Annotated in this window: 13 protein-coding genes; 2 read left to right on the top strand and 11 right to left on the bottom strand. The window is 44.9% G+C overall.

All coding sequences use genetic code 11. The features are described 5' to 3' along the window. Positions 1-8: 8 nt before the first annotated feature. From ABEG21_RS22670 to ABEG21_RS22620, 11 genes are all read right to left on the bottom strand, one after another. Positions 9-704, bottom strand: a complete 696-nt coding sequence (locus ABEG21_RS22670; protein WP_347558819.1) for an acyltransferase — start codon at positions 702-704, stop codon at positions 9-11. 4 nt (positions 705-708) lie between these two features. Then, positions 709-2,115, bottom strand: coding sequence for an oligosaccharide flippase family protein (locus tag ABEG21_RS22665; protein WP_347558818.1), 1,407 nt, complete (start codon positions 2,113-2,115; stop codon positions 709-711). Positions 2,116-2,216: 101 nt separating this feature from the next. Next, positions 2,217-3,125, bottom strand: a complete 909-nt coding sequence (locus ABEG21_RS22660) for a glycosyltransferase family 2 protein (RefSeq protein ID WP_347558817.1) — start codon at positions 3,123-3,125, stop codon at positions 2,217-2,219. 30 nt (positions 3,126-3,155) lie between these two features. Continuing rightward, complete coding sequence (locus ABEG21_RS22655) at positions 3,156-4,181, bottom strand: glycosyltransferase family 1 protein (protein WP_347558816.1); 1,026 nt, start codon at positions 4,179-4,181, stop codon at positions 3,156-3,158. An 8-nt stretch (positions 4,182-4,189) separates the two neighbouring features. Continuing rightward, positions 4,190-5,143 carry a glycosyltransferase family 2 protein gene (locus tag ABEG21_RS22650; RefSeq protein WP_347558815.1) on the bottom strand — a complete coding sequence of 318 codons (954 nt, stop codon included), beginning with the start codon at positions 5,141-5,143 and terminating at the stop codon, positions 4,190-4,192. A gap of 37 nt (positions 5,144-5,180) precedes the next feature. Next, positions 5,181-6,269 carry an EpsG family protein gene (locus tag ABEG21_RS22645; protein WP_347558814.1) on the bottom strand — a complete coding sequence of 363 codons (1,089 nt, stop codon included), beginning with the start codon at positions 6,267-6,269 and terminating at the stop codon, positions 5,181-5,183. 64 nt (positions 6,270-6,333) lie between these two features. Next, positions 6,334-7,503: a GNVR domain-containing protein gene (locus tag ABEG21_RS22640; RefSeq protein ID WP_347558813.1), complete on the bottom strand. Its 1,170-nt coding sequence runs from the start codon at positions 7,501-7,503 to the stop codon at positions 6,334-6,336. Between the two features lie 24 nt (positions 7,504-7,527). Next, on the bottom strand, positions 7,528-9,918 hold the full coding sequence (locus ABEG21_RS22635) for an SLBB domain-containing protein (protein ID WP_347558812.1): 2,391 nt from the start codon (positions 9,916-9,918) through the stop codon (positions 7,528-7,530). Between the two features lie 83 nt (positions 9,919-10,001). Beyond that, a complete protein-coding gene (locus ABEG21_RS22630) occupies positions 10,002-11,102 on the bottom strand; it encodes a glycosyltransferase (RefSeq protein WP_347558811.1) in 1,101 nt (366 codons plus the stop codon). 216 nt (positions 11,103-11,318) lie between these two features. Beyond that, the gene (locus ABEG21_RS22625; RefSeq protein ID WP_347558810.1) at positions 11,319-14,339 is read right to left on the bottom strand and encodes a YjbH domain-containing protein; all 3,021 of its coding nucleotides are present in this window, start codon (positions 14,337-14,339) and stop codon (positions 11,319-11,321) included. Continuing rightward, positions 14,329-14,991, bottom strand: coding sequence for a hypothetical protein (locus ABEG21_RS22620; RefSeq protein WP_347558809.1), 663 nt, complete (start codon positions 14,989-14,991; stop codon positions 14,329-14,331). The genes ABEG21_RS22625 and ABEG21_RS22620 overlap by 11 nt, the downstream gene beginning before the upstream one ends. A gap of 1,224 nt (positions 14,992-16,215) precedes the next feature. Here ABEG21_RS22620 and ABEG21_RS22615 point away from each other — a divergent pair. Together ABEG21_RS22615 and ABEG21_RS22610 are read left to right on the top strand one after the other, a co-directional pair. Beyond that, entirely contained in the window at positions 16,216-17,610 is a 1,395-nt protein-coding gene (locus tag ABEG21_RS22615; protein ID WP_347558808.1) for a sugar transferase, read from the top strand. Between the two features lie 349 nt (positions 17,611-17,959). Beyond that, complete coding sequence (locus ABEG21_RS22610) at positions 17,960-18,217, top strand: hypothetical protein (RefSeq protein ID WP_347558807.1); 258 nt, start codon at positions 17,960-17,962, stop codon at positions 18,215-18,217. Positions 18,218-18,226: the final 9 nt, after the last annotated feature.

Raw genomic sequence — 18,226 nt, 5'->3', positions numbered from 1 at the left:
GAAATTTATTAAAAATAAGATGGCCCCTGACAGAAAGCTGACCTTAGGAAAATAAATAAACTTGGAATCCAGATAAAAAAGCAGTGCCCCCAAAAAAATATAACATTTAGAGGGGAAAAATAAAATTTAAAAAATATTGAATCTAGAAAATTAAATAAAAGAGAAAGCAAACAACCCATAAACCATGAAAATAAAATGACAACACCAAATCTTTTATTTATTACCACACAGCAATAAAAAAGGTAAAATAAAATTTCATGATATAGCGTCCATGCCACCGTCAAAATGGTGGCTGCACTTGAAATGTGCACCAATAGTATAGACGAAAGCAAAAGACCAAAACCGTGAACGTCCTCTGCACCCGAATCTTTGAGCAAAATTGGCGGCGCAACAAATAATAACGTCACCCAATATAAAGGGTAAATACGCAACAACCTTTTTTTCACATAGTTCCACAATCGCCCCACATTGCCAGCATCGGACCAATGTGAGAAAAAAATCACAAAACCACTTATTACAAAGAAAAATGGAACGCCCGAGTATCCGAAGTTCCAGAACCCATTAAATGGATCAAATCCAAGATATTTATCTTTGGCAATCGTAAAAGCCGTATGTGCAAAAACGACAAATATAGCGGCAAAACCTCGCGCCGCTTGAATCGTTAATATTTTTTCAGGCCTATTATTGACCAACCCAGAAGCCATAAAATTACACCCTCTTAAAAGTAAAACATATCACAAAAATATCGATTATTAAAGCGACAAGGTAACCACTCGCCACCCCGAGTAACGCACCATACCCGCCATAGATAGGGATTAATATTATATCGAAAATAATAGCCGCGAGAAATGCTATGCACCACTTGAAAAGAACAGAGCCTTTCATTTGAAATTTTAATAAATATTGTGAAGTAATAGATTGAATTCCTACAAGAACCGCGATCCATGTTGACCATGTGAGATAACGAGCCGCATCGACAAATTTACCGCCAAAAACCAACCGGATGATATCGGTTGAAAAATAACTTATAATAATAGCGCCAAGCGACATGAATATTGTTACTATCAACGACAAAACCGCTATATTTCTTCTGAGCTTTTTCCTATCGACAACACCAAAAATAAATATTGGAGCGACAGTTTGCGCAATCATTAACGCCATCGTTATCCAATTTTCGGTAATTTGCTGCGCCGCCCCATACTGCCCAAGAACGTCATAGCCGACGTACCGCTGTAAAATAATCCGATCAATTTTCAAAAAAACCGTGTAAAAAATCAAAGCAACCCAAAAAACAGCGCCATTTAAAAGCAGATCTCTTGCCATCTCGGTTCGAAAATTCCAATCACTTAACACCTTAACTATATTATTGAATCTCGCTTTTAAAGAACATTTTAAATTTTCTACATTATATTTATAATATTTATTTACTAAAAAGATAGGGCGTCTCGATTTAAAAAGAACGTAAATCCAACACAAACCAACGGCAACCACAATTGATTCAAACGCCCATAGTGACGAATAAAATTTAGTCGAAAAGCTAAATTTAATAAAAATGTAAAGTAAGACCGTTTTCATTACTGCAGCAATCAGACTCACCAACAGCGCAGGCCTGGAATGAGTGCGAGCCTGCAACCACGCAGTAAAAACAGCAAAAGGTTCACGAAACAATAAGGCGCCTAGAAAGCCAAAAAAAATATTCGAAACCACCGGATCAACAGTGCTTCGTTGACCAAACAAAACTACAACAAGTCCCGACACGAAGACCACAAAAATCGATGCGATGAGTCTTATAACGAATGCAGTCCCAATAATATCGTTTATAGCAGGAATCGAATCTATCGACATATTGTCAACTCGAGTCTTTCCATTTTCCGCCAAACTACGTACCATCAATGGCACAAGGATTTCAGCGCCGCACACCCACGTCAGCGGCGATATGATAAGCAAGATAGAATTAGCGTATTGCCACTTACCAAAATCATCTGGGCCAAGTCCACGCGCAAGCATTCCCGAAATGATGATCGCCAAGGCAAATTGCCCCCCCCTTTCAACGAAAAGCCAAAATAAATTTCTTGTGATCTTTCCTATATTTTCAATATTATATATTTTTTTCATTACACTAAAATATTTGTTTAAATAATTACTCGAATTCCCGAGAGCGTCTTTTCGGAATAAAACCTGCTATTTATCGCCGACGTCTGATCAGTTGAAAGAAATTATTCGACCCAATACCGCCTGTGCATCCCTATTTTCTTTTTTATAAAAATTGGCAACTTACTTTCAATTTTTCCAATTTTATACCCTAACAACTTCACAAACGTTCTAATCATAGATTTAAAAATAAAAGCCAATCCTCCGGAACGTACATATTTTAATTCGGAACGAACAAATCTCTTCCCTTCGTTGTTCGCGGAACCAAATGCGTCGGAAATCCAACTCTCGCGCGCGTGGAACACGCCCATGTCAAAATAACGGCGAAACTCTTCTTCCAATGAATAATTGTGCGAATGTTTGCAAATAGCACTGCTTTCATATGAAATCTTCCAACCATCCAGCAATAATTTTGCGGCTACATACATATCCTCTCCAAATATTAAATTCGAAGGGAATCCACCAACTGAAGTGAGCGCCGTCGAACGATAAGCAGCAAAAGAATTCGACATAAACGCTGCTTTCAATCCCAACTTTGGGATATCCCCTCGATCTCGAATAAAACTTTTATTGGGATAATTGAACAGCCTCGCATGTGAAGCGAAACGATCGGCATTATCATGTGGTATCTGTCTGCCACAAACGGCGCCGACCATGGGGTCAGAAAAAGGCTTGACTATATTTTCAATGGCATATTGATCATTTAACAGTGCATCTTGTGTCACAAAAATATAAATATCAAAACCGCTATTTTTTTCGACAATACTTTGACGCGTCCCTCCATGGTTAAAATCCTTTGATAAAATTGAATAAAATTGAATATTATTTTGTTTTAAAATTGATTGCGTTTCGTCCGTCGAGCTTGAGTCGACAACAAAAATGGATAGTGCCACAGATTGATTAATTATCCGATGCAATGCATCATCCAACGACGGACCAGCATTAAAAGTTGGTAAAATACATGCAATTTTCATAAAAACCCTACGGATATTAAAATAATTTAATTAACGTTCTAACGCCGTCAACGTCTGGGCTATGCAACGATCCCAAGTAAAAGCACTAGCGTGAGACGTACCTTTTTTAACCATCTCATTTCGGATCTGTTCATTTGTTGCTAAAAGGAGCAGCTTTGACGCAATATCTTCAATTGACGTAGGATCGAAGTAAACTGCGCCGCCACCGCATATTTCTGGAAGTACAGACGCCTGGGAGCAAGTTACAGCACATCCGGAAGCCATTGCCTCAAGTGGTGGAAACCCAAAACCTTCAAATAACGAAGGAAAAGCAAAAATCTCCGCTTTACCATACCATTCCACCAGTTCAGCATCGGAAACGTACCCGGTCTCTATAATCTTATTTTTTTTTCGGAGGACATCTAAAATATCGTCAAAATTTTCTGAGTCAGAAATTATTGATCTTTTCGGCCCAACGAGTACTAGTTTATGCGGAATCTTGTCTGCAATGCTTGCGAAAGCAGACACTAATCGAGCTATGTTTTTGTGTTTATTTCTCGCCGAAACAGCTAATATCAGCTTCTTTTTGGGTTGGACTTGGCGAAACTTATCCGATACCCCATGGTATACAACATGAATTTTCTCCGGCGCGACTTTAAATCGTTCAGAAATATATTCTTTTTCAAAATTTGATAAACAGATTATTGAGTTAGCTCGGCGTAAAATAAATGGCATAACTGATTTATAATACAATCTGAAGCCGCTATTGTACATTTCAGGATTTCTTAAGAACGCCAAGTCGTGTATAGTCACTACGAGTCGTATCTTATTAGCCAAAAAAATGGGTGCATCCATTACCGGACAAAACACTGTTGTAGCGTTAAGTCTCGTCGCCAGCAACGGAAGCATTGCCTGGACCCAGATATGATCTCGAGCCGTCCCTCCGCATTTAGGATGCGCAAGAAGCGTATTTTTCCTAGTGGATACACCTTCAAATATTTCAGCCGCGTAGCGCTCAACGCCCGTGATTGTGTCACGAGACAACACCCGTCCATCAAATAAAATCAATTCCGACATGTTATAGCTCACACTTTTTTATCAAGCAATTTTCGTGTTGAAGTACTCTTGGATGCCCTTATCGCGACAAAAAACCAATGCCATGATATGTAAAACCACGACAAAGACAGCTCACCATTTTTCGCGGCGGAATAAATATCAACTACTGGTTTTATAAAAAAAACGCTAATAGCATAAATTGGGAAAAATCTTGTAAAAAATCGCATGCAATTAATTGCGTCCAGATTTCTCTGCGTGAAAGTTCTGCGTCCTACTTTCGCGCCTTCCTTGTGGAATACAACACTCGTCGGAACACACTTAGGTTTTTTTCCAGTGATAAAACTAAATCTAAAGCAATAGTCCGTTTCTTCCCAGTATAAAAAATAGCGCTCATCCATAACTCCGATACTTAAAATAACTTCTTTTGGTATAAAAATAGAAGCACCGCACACGTAGTCAACATCGAATATTTCAGCATAACTTCTAATGTCTTTATTCTTCCCTATTTTTATCGGCACCCCGAGCATCTTGTTTAATCGCCCCCCAAGCATCTGGATTTTATTTGGCGAATCAAGATCGCACAATGCGCTTCCCAATATGTACTCGTTGCCAAACCTATTTGATGCGTTAATTAACTCATGAAAGGCGCGATTATCTAAGATAGTGTCATTATTTAATATCCAAATTGCCCTCATGTTAAACTTCGATAGTGCTATTTTTATGCCAGCGTTGTTTCCTGCGGCATATCCATTATTTTCACCAACTTGAACTAGAGTTAGAAATGGGTCGGCACTGCCATTGAAGTCACAATCTTTCACATCGACTTCCAAATAACCACCTAACTCAGAAATATTCGAATTCCTTGAAAAAAATTTCGACATTTCTACAAACGAGTCATCGGTCGAACAATTATCACAAACAATTACTCTAATCGACGTAGACTGCATCCCCAAAATTGACTCAACACATGCAACTGTGTCCACCCAATTATTCCAGTTTAGTATTATGCAATATACCATTTCACCCATTCCAATCAAAACTTCTATACTGTAGCATTTGATATACTCCAGTATAAAAAACAAAAATCACTAGACACAACGAAAAATAAATTGGCGCAATCACTTTACCAAAAGACAAATTAGTTTTTTCGGAGACAAAATTGAGGCCTCGGGGAACTAAAAAAACTGTCGAAAATAAAAGAAATTCGACCAGCCGAAATTGTATTACCTTGAAATCTGGAAAAACCACAAAAGCTAAATTCGCTATGCATAAACATCTAAAAAATAAGAACTCTGCTCGGCCAAAAGATTTACTGACAAAAAGAAAAAATGAGGTAAATAAAAATGACATTATGTGAAATGTCGAAAATGGGCCGACACGAGTTAGTTCTTCGGCATTTTCACCGTATATCGCGAGTTTATTGGTAATGATAAGTAATGCCGCTATTTTAAAATTTGCCAGCGATACCAACGAAACAGTTGCTGTAATTGCCCCAATAAAAAGGGATAAAATTAAAACTTTTAAATCGAAATTATTTATCCTCCTACCGAGCAAGTTATAGGGCAGCAACAGCAATGCGATAAAACTACTGGAATGCACAAACACTCCAGAAAAAATTATAACAAATATAAATATAAATTTTTTGTTTTGCGAAAGCAAATATATTGCGTAATAAGCGACGGCTATGCCAATAGAAGCGCGAATTTGGGTTGAATCATGTAATATAAAAAAATAACAAAAAAACAAACCAAAAGAAATTTTTGGAGAAATGCTAACCTTCGATATTAAACTGATTTTCGTCGATACGGAAATAAATGCAAAAATCAAAAATACAAAGAAAACAGGAAGGCCAATAGCATGATTTATTTTTGATACAACAAGAAATAGCGGCTCCATGTTTATCCGCTCAACCGCAAAATTCGAAAAATCAGTTGCGCCGTACATCTGATACGCATTATGATAAATAGGAGAATCTTTTGCGTAAAAACATGAATACACTGCGGCCATTAAGCCAGAGATGATCAACAGAATTTTACGCCAATTCGCCCCTGATAATTGAGCTACTGCACATTGCAAAATGTATAAAAATGAAGTTATCAGAAGAAACATTGATTTTATTTATGTAATTTTTCAGCGGATGCTTTAATTGCGAACACGCGTGTGTAATTGAATTTCACTTCCAACTCCAAGCCTTACGAAGACTGCCAATTTTTTCCCTAAAATCTTCTGAATCAGAAAATGATGTTTTAAATAGCGAAAAAACCAAGCCTAAAGTCGATCCGATCAATAAGGCGATCGATATTACAAGCATTTTTTGAGGCGATGTTGCTCGTATAGGCGGAACCGCCATATCTATCTGCTGAACAAAAGCACCTTGTTTAGCTTCATCAATCTTTGCAATTTCTAATTGTTTCCGCATTTGATCAATCACGGATTCGTCGTACTTGATTTCGCGGACAAGTCGCCCTGTTGAAATAGCGCTTAGGTCGCCGCCGGATTTTTGAACATCGTCGTTGCCTGTTTCCAGTTGCGAAAGTTGTCTTTTCAATGCGTTGATTTTTGCTTTTAATTTAATGACATCCGGATTTTCATCGGTCGCATAGGTATTGAGGGAGGACAACTGGACTTCGCCATCGGCTATTTTAGCTTGCAATGTTGCCGTATCGCGAATCACCGATGTAACTTGACCCTCCAAACTAACAAAACCACTATTCCTCATTGCGCTATCTAGCTGGCTCTGATCGAGCGACAGTTTCGCTTGGTTTTTTTTAATTTCATTTTCGTAAAAAACGTGACGTTGTTGTGCGTCCGTCATCGCAACGGTTCCTAACATTACCTGCAATTCCTTAACATATGAATTCGCCAAAGTTGCAGCTATAGCAGGTGATCGATCCTTAACGGATATTAGGATAAATCCAGTTTTTTTGTCGGTAGAAATTTCAACATTTTTTTCTAAAATCTTCGACACATCTTGATCGTTATTTGCGTTGAAATAAGACTTTAAGTTATTCTCTTTTGAAACTAAGTTTTGCAAAGTATTGCTTTGCAGAAGCCCTATGAACATACCATTTGAATTTTTTGCACCCAACGCTCCGCTTAAGTCGAGACCATCTCCAAGAGCATCTAGACCACTAAGCGCCGTTTTTTCAGGCTGCGGAGGCAAAATTACTGCGCTTGCCGTATATCTTTTAGGCAACGAATACGCTGTCGCGATACCTAGTACGCATCCAACGACAGCTCCTGCAAATAGCGGCTTTTTATGCCGCCCGACTAACAAAATGATATCAATGAAGTGGGTCGGTCGCTTTTCGAATAATTCGGCAGGACTATGATTTGAGATCATGTTGCGGATATCTTTTAATTAACGTTATTTCAAAACGGTTATGGCAGCCGCGCCGAGACCGAAATTCGCGAATACCTGAGTCCAATCTTTTAACCCAGCCATGAACTTGGTCATCGGAGATCGGGGGTCCACTTGCTCCGGAACAATTACGGTGTCGCCGGGCATCAGTTTGGTCGATTTAAAGGATCGAAGCCACGAAGCTGAGCTCTCCGAGAACACGCTTCCGTCCGCGCGAAGGATGAACGCAGCGCGAATATCTGCGATGTCACGTTGAACACCAGCAACATTTAGAACATCTGCGACTGTGCGATTAGGTTTCCAAATTAAAGCGTTCTCGTTATTCACCGCGCCAACAACCGTCACAAATGCAGGCATAGGGGGCACATATATCGCATCTCCATTTTCCAACGGGAGATCCGGAAGGTCTGCGATTGTATGCGTCTGGGTGCTTAGCTCCAGGGATACCCGGCCATTAGGATGCAAGTCACGCAATCTTGCTATTTGCTGCTGTTGTTGCCGAGCGAGCTGTGTTGCTAAGCCATCGCTTGATCCCGGCGACGAGAGGTTTGCGGTTAGCGCGGCTAATTTCGCTCCAGATTGTTGATCTACGCGATTTATCGCCTCCGCAAGATTCGCCTGCTGCTGAACCTTGGTCTGCTCTCTCGTAAATTCTGTTCCATAGAGGTATGCTTCAGCCGTTACGCCGCCAGCTCGCCGAAGTACGGACTGTACCGTGTCACCCGGCTGCAGTTCATATACCCCAGCGGCGCGTACCTCTCCGTCCACCCGGACTAAACGCGTATGATCAGCCTGTGGTAGCCGCATGTCGCGATTCCCAAATATGGTAACAATGTCACCCGGCTGTAAAGCGAGATTTTGGCTCGGATCAGTTTTATGAACAACAGCCCCAAGATTGAACGGAATCAACTCAGTAGTTAATAGCTTCGAATTCATACGCTCAATTACAGCATAATTCCAGTTGGGCTCATCCGCCAGACTATGGATTTGGCGAAGCTCAGGCCTTGTTGATTGATCGCCCTTCGTATCAATACTATCCATCTGAACAAGCACATTTTTCCGCTTGAAATAATCTGGTGTCAGAAGTGCCGCTGGCTCGGGAAGTAAATCTGACAGGTGCATGCCTTTTTTGAATGGATAACGTAACGGTGCAGCGACGTTACCTCGCAACGTAATTGCGTTAGTAAAATCTGGATTGATTTTTTGAAGTGTAATTACGTCGCCGTCTTTTATCACGCTGGACAGTCCGCTAGCGTCGAGACTCCGGCTCATCACACTTCGTGACGGTGCAGTCAATGTTGGGTCGTCCACTCGTTCAATAGATACCTTGTCCATACTTGTCAATGCAGTAGTTCCTCCTGCATAGCCGAGTACTTGCCCCAAAGGCTCTTGCGGACTTTTCAACTCATAAACCCCAGGCGTGTCCAAAGCTCCAAGCAGAGCAACCCGCGGACCGGCGGGCGGAATAACAATTATGTCTCCGGGAAGAAGATGTACGTCACCATCAGCGGCCCCCTTTGTAATGAATCCGTAAAGATCAAGAGAGGTAATCAAACTCCCGCCTCGGCGCAACTCTATGTGTCGCATAGTACCGTTCGGCCCCGGGCCGCCACTTGCGAACAAAGCATTTACTAAAGTTGACAAACTTGAGACGGTATATGCACCGGGTCTCCGTGCCTGCCCAACCACGTAAATTTGTATTGATTTTAGTTTCCCTAACGATGCGGCCACTTCGAAAAGGCTGAAGACACGTCCAATCTCTCTTTTCAACAGACCATTAAGTCCCGACGCAGGGGAACCAGTAACGGTAATTGTACCGATCTTAGGAATATTTATTTGGCCATTTCGATCGACGACTAGTACTAAATCCGCGTCGACTCCGCCCCAAACTTGCAAATGAATCTCGTCTCCTGGACCAATGATATAGTTCGACGGCGCCGGAATATTATCAATTGCACCAAAAGCTCGACCATTAACACCTTGAAATAAATTTTGCCCAAAAATCGGTAAACTTTGCCCCGTAGTATCCGTAACAAATCGTTGAAAAGCATTTGGGATATCGGGCAAACTTCCTACCGTCGATACCGAAGACTGGGACACACTCGGAATGGATGCACCGGTGTTGATATCATTTAAGACTACGGAGCCGCGCCCTCCATTATTCGATGTTTGAGCTTTGCTCGTTGCTTGCGCTTGCAATTTAGCTGGGACCGTCGGCGAATCCGCACTATTTTGCATCCAAATCGGGATTGGAGGCACATCTTCCGTGCCCTCTGCCGACGCATGTAACGGGAAAGCTATTGCCAAAAAAGCGTTGACTCCACATAACAGAATTCTTATGGATTTCAAACTATTTTTGCCGTTAAGGTTTTGAATTTTAACAATTGCTTTTTGCATAATTTAACTACATTAAATTTAATTTTATTTTCCGGAAACAGTCGTCTAGTGTAGAAAAAGATCTACTAGCTAAATTTCTTAGCTTATCTATCAAAATGCTTTCGAAAAATAATAAGCAAAGAGTTGACAATCACATTCCAGGAAAATGCAACGCAAAGTTCAGTATTAATGCAGTTAAAAGTTGGCATCGATTCAACTTCATTTAAAGATTTTTCCAATGCTTCTCTAAACGATTTAACATCATCCTGGCACACAACCAACCCGGGAATTCTTCCGTCCCGTACCATCTCTAAGCCTGATACGTCGGTTGATATAATTAAATTTCCGCAAACAGCAGCCTCTCCGATGACAAGTGGCGTTCCCTCCCATCTAGAGGTTTGACAAAAAATGCGGCTAGAAGCTAGCAGTTTGTAATATTCTTCCCGACTGTTTACGGATCCCACAAACTCTACATGTGCACGAGCAAGGGGATTTTTTCTAAAAAATTTATCTGCGATGTTCTCAAAATCTTTAGATATTGGACCGACAATCTTAGCCCGCCACTCGCTGCCAAAAATACATGGAATAGCATCGAGAAATAACTCGGTATTTTTTTGGTAGGTGCCAATGCGCCCCACCTGTACAATCAATTTTTCTTTGGTTGCTTCTTTCAATGCACCTACCGCGATTTCGATGTCACTTACACCATTCCTGACTAAGATGCATTTATCTTCTTTGATCTTATCTTTTTGACGCAACAACATTAATGACTCGATTGATTCGATCGAAAATAAATTTACATCACTTTTAAATTTTTCAGAGAACAAAAAATAAAATATAAAAGGGATAGTTTTTCTCTTTTCAAATAGGCTTTCATTTTTTACGGCAACCACATGATCCAAATCCAACTTTATGTAGCAAAATCCTTTTTGGTTAATAAATTTATAAATAAAAACATATATCATAGTTGGTTTTCCGCTGTGATATAAATTCAAAACATCAATTAATCTAGCATTCTTTAACAAATACGCAATTATCGCAATGAACTGCAAAAATTTAGACGCAGTTGTGGCAACTCGAACGAGCTGAATTGAGTCCAAACTTTCTAATTCGCTTACGTCAGAATTAGTAGCGGTGACAATTTTCACCTGAAAATCATCCTCACGAGCTATTGCCATGGGGATCTGAACGACATCTTTATGCACGTGAGAGTTCGAGACTTCTCCAAATATTGTCGTGAATCGTATCATTCTCATCAATCCCTTTTGACAAATCTATGACTGCCCAAAACCATTTACACGAAGCTTTGCAAAGAGCTTGTATTTTTACGGCGGCGCCTCACTTCACATTACTTAACATTCCAATACTAAAGAAAAAAAAGTGCAATGCGCCTATTTTTTATAAACGCGCAATATCAAATCTCATCGGTCAGCGGTTGGCGGTTGGCGGTTGGCGGTTGGCGGTTGGCGGTTGGCGGTTGGCGGTGCATACCATATGCTTTTGAGGTCGCTTAAATTTGTCATTTCATACAAACTATAATGTCGAGCGAGCTTGGCTCCGCCGTCACGTAGTACTGGGGCCCAAGTCGCACGTCCAATGCTGTCGCTCGATCTCGTAAGTATCATGTCGAATGGAAACGACATATATATACCTTTGTCGAAACTACCCTCGCCAAATTCCGCGGCTGAGATATTCGTTTTCGTTGCATAAATACCAATTCGAACCCCATTTTGAAAAGCGCGCGATATATCGACGCTTATCCCTGTGTCTTTAGCGAGATACCGACCGAAGCTAACATTAGCTTGAACCCCATTCCAACCTGTATCCCAGTATGCTGTGACATGTCCCGTGAATGTCCGGTACGGAAGCATCGCGAAATCTTGCCGGAAACCACGTTGCCTCACCTCGTTCCCATCCACGCCAATTGCCAGGCGACTACCATATGGGCGATACAGCCACTCAGCCCCCACCCCCGCAAACATGCTCTCCAGCAAGCCACCGTAAACGCTATAAAAATTGCTCGCTCCAACGCGACCTACTTTAGTTACCTGCAGGTTCGGTAGCGTCAGTCGGGAACTCGTAACATACTGGCGTACATCCGTACGGACCTTTGGCAAAGCGCTGTAGCTATCCGATTTGTACCGGCTATAGTTGTCGATCAAGTTCAGATTGACAGTTCCTGTGATCCAAGACGTTTGCGTGAGGCGCGCTTGTCCGTTCGCGGCAGCTGAAATCGCAAACAGGAATCCATCCGGGCCACCGAATGATTGTTGGTATCCTGGCCCAATGGAACCGGTGAACCATTTCGGCGGATTGTTATAAACAAGCGGGATTTCACCGTCGTGTCCTCGACTCAAGGGAACGCTAGACGATACGTCTTTTCGATCACTCGGGGGAAGCAGACGGGTCTTAGCCGCGACCCACGAATTTCTATCAACAGCGAAATCCGCGATCGGCATGCCGCTCTGGCGCATCTCCAAACGGAATGTCTTTATGTCAGAAGGGGCGTCCCGGTTTAGTATCGCCGTAGCTTTCTCAATTGGTGCATGTAAATAGAAAGCATTTGGGTCATCAATAGAAACGATTAGCGTGTCACCATCGCTCCGGACGTCTGCGACGTGCCAACCAAGTTCAGTAGTCAGATCATCTGACAGGGTTTTCCAGCGTACTTGCTTGAATTCGCCGACGCTCTGTTGGCTAAGGGGCTGCACTACCATCTTCTTGGCTTCCGGGCTTACGGAATCAAAATTCGAATTGTCGCTACTTGGTGCATTTTCGCTAGCCAAGATTGGACTACCGTCGGATTGCGATTGAGAAATCCGGGACGAGCGCGCCGTCAGATCTCCAAATTTCGGGAAGGACGCCTGGCTCAGGTTTCCGTGGATCGCAAGACCGAACATCAGCCGTGATCCACGCTCAAAAGCAACGCTGAGATGAAGATTGCGGCCAGCTTTGTAAACAAATCCCACGTTGAAGGGACTACGGTCTTTGAATTTGTTGCCGAACGGCTCGCTTTGGTAGTTGTTCCCGTCGAATTCAAGTTTCAGGATCAAAGGATCCCAAGGCGTCTGATATTGGACACCTCCAAACAGCGATGTTGGACCTCGGAAATACGATGTTCCGACGGAGCCTGCCCCGCTGCTGCTGCCTCGCGTATTGAATTTCGCAGAAAGCGGTGTCAACGGGTTCTCGAACATGCCACGGCTACCCAAATACCCCCAACCAAGGCCTAAGCTCCAATCGAAAGCACCATATCGCTTGCTAGCGACCAGATACTCACCGGAAAAGATACCAGTACCACCCAAGTCGCGAATCCCGACAGCCACAGCTGGTCGGAACTTCGTCTCTTTAAGCAATCGAATCTTTACATCAACGCTCTTATCTTTATAGCCCTGCGTGCCACCAAAATCGATCCCGGGGTTGTAACGCACATTGGTGATTTCCGTATATCGAAATCCAAACTCCAGCCACTCCAGCGGCTGAAACATCACGTTCAGCCGGATGTAGGGATTAACGGTGCTAGCACTGAACGATGCAGAGCCCACGGGCGACATCCGTGCTGACGGGGTTTGCAAGACACCCACATCGCCCCAATCACTACTAGTCGGGCGCACCTCGTAAGAGCGCGATACGTCACTAGGGGACGGGACTGGCGTAGGAACTGTTGGACGGAATCGCGGGTTATCGTCGCTGACACCTTGGCTTGCGAAAAAAGAAGCGATACGCTCCGAGAGCGCATCGGACCAATGCTCATCTTCGTTTGGCGCCCATATCCACGCCCCTGGCGCTGGCAGTACCTGTGCCTCGTTATTCCATCGCGCAATATCAGCATTCGCTACCGAGCCGTCAGGTTGACCTATCCACGCTCGAGGTGCAGTCTCATGCGTGTCACACAATCCGACATAATGGCGCGCTTCGGCATTTACCTGATAAGGAATGACGCACAAAGATCCAGTTGTGCGAACCACGGTAACGGTCTTAGGTCGGTCCGGAAGGCGAACAACGTCGCCGGGCTCCAACAAGGGATCAGATGACGGGTTACCTTGTAGCCACCGAGGATCAGCGTTCTTAAGCGGAACACGCCCTGTAGCGGGAAAACCGTCGATCAACGCCGCGACCCGACTTGCTTGCCAAAACTGCGACGGATCGCCAGTTATCGAGCTTTGTATATCGTGAATGAGTTTTTGGCGCGCGATCTCCTGCTGTGCAATTTCGCGGTGGGATTGCCAGACAACGCCAGCGAGAAACGGCGGCATGTCCGCATCCGTCGAGCCAGCCAACGCCGATTTCGCTTCTGCACTCACTAACCAATCACCCAACCGAATGGGCGTCGCAATCGTTGCAATTTGATCGGCACGCGCCATCGGAGCGAAAACACTGGCCAACAATCCGGTCATCAACAAAGCAAGACGCGGCTGCTTTTTTACCGACTTAATTCGCATGATTCTGGCCATCGGTCGGCGGAAACCAGCGTTGCCAACTGAGGCAAAACGATTCGCTTAAACATTGCTCACCATAGGTCACTAAGGCGTGGCCATCGACGTGCGACACAGCATATCTTGCTGGCGGTAAATGACGGATTCCCGAAGAGCGCTCCTCATACCAAGAAAGAGAAGATGAGGACACCTTCGCAAGTGCAGATTTCTTCGGCGGAGCAATGGGGGTCACGGACAACGTGTCAACAATGCCATAGTCATATCCAGGCATTACGTCGCGCGTACGTGAATAGGAAAAATCTGCCTTGGAATCAGCCCATGCTAAGTTGGCCGACAGGCGAACATTGGACCAATCAACTGGCATGCCTGCGGTACCCAGCACCCGACTGTTCTGCAACCGAAGCACCTCACCGCCAGCGCCATACCAAATCTCGATAGGACCCTGCTGACTCGGATCCACATAACCCAAGACAAGGAATGTGAATCGCTTCCCAACGCCGATGCGAAGATACGAAAACCTTGGATCTAGTCGTTCGTTAATAGTTTTGTCATTACTGGACGCACGCATCACCGCCACGACGTCGCCGACTCCCTTTACATATGAAGCGCATCCACTTAACACGGTCCATACGCAGCCTATAACCAGCCAGTGATACATAAGCCGATCCTGCCGTGTTGCGGCCTACAGTAAAAAAAGCCATCGCTTTCCTTATAACGGGTGCGCGGGAGCTCAGAACTATCGGCCGCGTTAAAACTTACCGCGCCGTCGAGGTTGACGTTGCAGTTGCCGTGATGACACTACCGCTGCTGCCGCCCGACGAGGCGGCCACGCCAGCAGCTATACCGGCTACGGCTATTGCGCCAACAGCAATACCGGTGATAGCGGCCGTGCTCAAGCCAGCTTCTCCTGCCGCAACCCTGGCGCCGGTAGCACCATCGCCCGCACCGCCTATAGCGCCAATTGGATCACCGCCCGCGGCGCCCTCGGTTGTTCTGTCACCAGTCCCTACAACAGCAGCCGGAGCGACCGCTTGCGGATACGCGGACGACGACACCAACGCGGACGATACAACTATTGTCGATACAAATTTCTTTATATTCATATGAACTCGCGTGCGGATAAAGCAAAGACGTCCTGAGGGTTGAACGTCATAAAGGGGGAAAACCCCGAAACTCGCAAAAAAATTCTTATATGGCATAGGGACGACTCCTTTATCTAAAAAATAAGACAAGTCATTGCCTATGCAAAATGTTTTTTGCAACAGGAATTTACTTGCTTAAAATCATATAGTTATCAAATAAAAACGTAAATTTTTCTTCTAAAAATAATTATTGCTTTATCAATTTAAATGGAAAAATCACATGATCCCTGACTTCGTAACAAAAAATTCCACGTAGTTCCCTCGTATCGACGATAATCGCCTCAATAAGAATTAAAGATTGCGCCGAGCGTGAGGACATCGGACATATTTTTGAACGAGTTGGATCAGTCGCATAGACGAACTCGTTGTCGAATGCACGGGATCACATCGTGTATATTGAAATTTATTGATTTTCAAAGATTTTATTGATGATATATTAAAATCCCAGCGAGTATGACTGAAACCTTATGGGTGTGGATTATATTTTCGACTTCAATGTCACCCAAAAAATAAAAGAAAACTATTTTTTAGAAATATATGAAAATAATATTAAAAACTCCAATAAATAACTTTTAAAAAACTTCGCTACTCCGAACCATTTTTTTAAGCAATTTTCATCCACACAACCAATTAGAACTACTTATCAATAAGATATGGCCGCCGATCCTCCATTAGTCGAAAGTCTCTTTTTCAAGTCGAAAGGAAAAAGAAAGAATACGGGCTTCCAGATGCGACTCGCGATGCGTGCCATCGACGTTTTGATCATCATTGCCACCGGCTATATCGCAGGCTTTATTGTTTTCGCAAATAAAACTGGAACTGTCGCACCTGTCTACCAGTTCCTCACGATCTTTTGCGCTTTCTACGCATTCACGCTATTCGAATACTTCAAGCTGTATTTGAGCTGGCGCGGCAAGCCCGTAGTGACCATGTGCGCACAAGTGCTTGGCGCGTGGGGATCGGTATGGCTCGTGGGTATCTTCACTGCTTACCTGCTCCACCTCAGCGGCGACCTCTCGCGCGCGTGGGCGTTGATTTGGCTGACTTCCGCTGGTGGCTTGCTCGCACTAAGCCGCGTCGTATCCCAGTTGATACTTCAACGGATCCGCAGCAACGGTCTGAACAAAAAGTCCGTGTTTATCGTCGGCTACGACGCACACGGACAGGAATTCCACCGCCAATCCGAGAAATCTTCGGCGTTCGGCTATCGCGTCATTGGCTGCTACGACAGTCAGTCAGACAAAACGCTCGCGCAAATTGGCGACACCGGACCGAGCGTTCCGCTGCTGAATCAAATTGCAACGATCCGTCCCTTCCTGGCAGAAAACAAAGTCGACGAAGTCTGGTTGACGTTGTCGCTGGATGCCTACGCGGAAATGAAGACGATTCTCGCGCAGCTGCATGCACTGCCGGTTGAGATTCGTTGGATGCCGGACGCGTCGATGATGAGCTTTATCTCGCATCGCACCAGCGAGATCTTCGGTCACTTGACGATCGATATGAATCACACGCCGGCACCCGGCGTGCAAGGCTACCTGAAGGAAGTGTTCGATCGCAGCTTGGCCACTTTCTTGACGCTGCTGGCTTCCCCGACGCTGATTGCGCTGGCCCTGGCCGTCCGCGTCAGCTCCCCGGGCCCTGTGTTCTACGGCCACACGCGTATCGGCGCCAACGGCAAACGCTTCAAGGTCTACAAGTTCCGCTCGATGGTGACGAACTCGCAAGAAGTGCTGGAGCACCTTCTCGCGACGGACCCTGTTGCACGAGCCGAATGGGAAGCCGACCACAAGCTGCGCAACGATCCACGCATCACGAAGATCGGCAAGTTCCTGCGCGCGACCAGCCTGGACGAACTCCCTCAGCTGTTCAACGTGATCCGCGGTGAAATGAGTCTGGTCGGTCCACGTCCGATCGTCGATGCCGAAGTGATCAAGTACGGTAACGCCATCCACTATTACTACGCGGCTCGCCCTGGCATCACGGGTCTGTGGCAAGTCAGCGGCCGTAACGACGTGACCTACACCTCCCGCGTTCGCCTGGACGCGCACTATGTGATGACTTGGTCCCTGATGCGCGACTTGACCATCCTGTTCCGTACCATCGGCGTGGTGTTCGGCCGGAAAGGCGCCTACTAAAGATCGAAAGCGGTGGCTCGCGTCCTAGAGACGTGAAAGGGCTGCGCGAATTGCTCGCGCAGCCCTTTTCCTTTTCAGACCAGTCTGATTGTGCCCGTAGTGCAACGAGCGATATCCTGACTTGGTCATCTCAACAAAGATGATCAGGTTTGGTAGCCTGGCAACAACAAGCGAAGTCGACCGACTCCGGTCGACTTCCCACATTCTTGCGCGTTCTATGGGCGGGCTTTGATGGGGAGTCCCTCGGGACTGCCGGGTTTTGCTTGTTGTCTCGGTCTACCAATCCTTTCATTGTTCCGCCCACCATTCTTCTGTCTGGTGGGTCGACTTTTCATCCAAGGACCGCGCCATGCATACCATCCCTTCCAGCGCTCTTCGCCCGAACTTCGACTCGGACGCCTTCCAAGATCGCGTCGAAACCCTATCGATCAAGCTCCTCCGCGTCATCAAGACCTTACGCCTCCACGCCGACCTTGCCGGAACGGATGACTCGCGTGAAGTCACCCTCGATGCTGAAACCATCGGCATCGCGATGGACGGCATTGCCGACGATCTCGACGACGCCCGCGTGTCGCTATTGGCATTGTCAAAGCCAGCGAAGGACTAGCCAATTGTC

Origin of the sequence: Robbsia sp. KACC 23696 (assembly GCF_039852015.1) — a bacterium.
Lineage (GTDB): Bacteria > Pseudomonadota > Gammaproteobacteria > Burkholderiales > Burkholderiaceae > Robbsia.
The sequence above is the reverse complement of the archived record's forward strand: the minus strand, read 5'-3'. Positions and strand labels throughout refer to the sequence as shown.

Coding starts and splice junctions, on each gene's coding strand:
- ABEG21_RS22670 (WP_347558819.1), bottom strand. CDS start 704: ATGGCTTCTGGGTTGGTCAATAATAGGCCTGAAAAAATATTAACGATT.
- ABEG21_RS22640 (WP_347558813.1), bottom strand. CDS start 7,503: ATGATCTCAAATCATAGTCCTGCCGAATTATTCGAAAAGCGACCGACC.
- ABEG21_RS22665 (WP_347558818.1), bottom strand. CDS start 2,115: ATGAAAAAAATATATAATATTGAAAATATAGGAAAGATCACAAGAAAT.
- ABEG21_RS22660 (WP_347558817.1), bottom strand. CDS start 3,125: ATGAAAATTGCATGTATTTTACCAACTTTTAATGCTGGTCCGTCGTTG.
- ABEG21_RS22620 (WP_347558809.1), bottom strand. CDS start 14,991: ATGTATCACTGGCTGGTTATAGGCTGCGTATGGACCGTGTTAAGTGGA.
- ABEG21_RS22655 (WP_347558816.1), bottom strand. CDS start 4,181: ATGTCGGAATTGATTTTATTTGATGGACGGGTGTTGTCTCGTGACACA.
- ABEG21_RS22645 (WP_347558814.1), bottom strand. CDS start 6,269: ATGTTTCTTCTGATAACTTCATTTTTATACATTTTGCAATGTGCAGTA.
- ABEG21_RS22615 (WP_347558808.1), top strand. CDS start 16,216: ATGCGTGCCATCGACGTTTTGATCATCATTGCCACCGGCTATATCGCA.
- ABEG21_RS22610 (WP_347558807.1), top strand. CDS start 17,960: ATGCATACCATCCCTTCCAGCGCTCTTCGCCCGAACTTCGACTCGGAC.
- ABEG21_RS22635 (WP_347558812.1), bottom strand. CDS start 9,918: ATGCAAAAAGCAATTGTTAAAATTCAAAACCTTAACGGCAAAAATAGT.
- ABEG21_RS22625 (WP_347558810.1), bottom strand. CDS start 14,339: ATGCGAATTAAGTCGGTAAAAAAGCAGCCGCGTCTTGCTTTGTTGATG.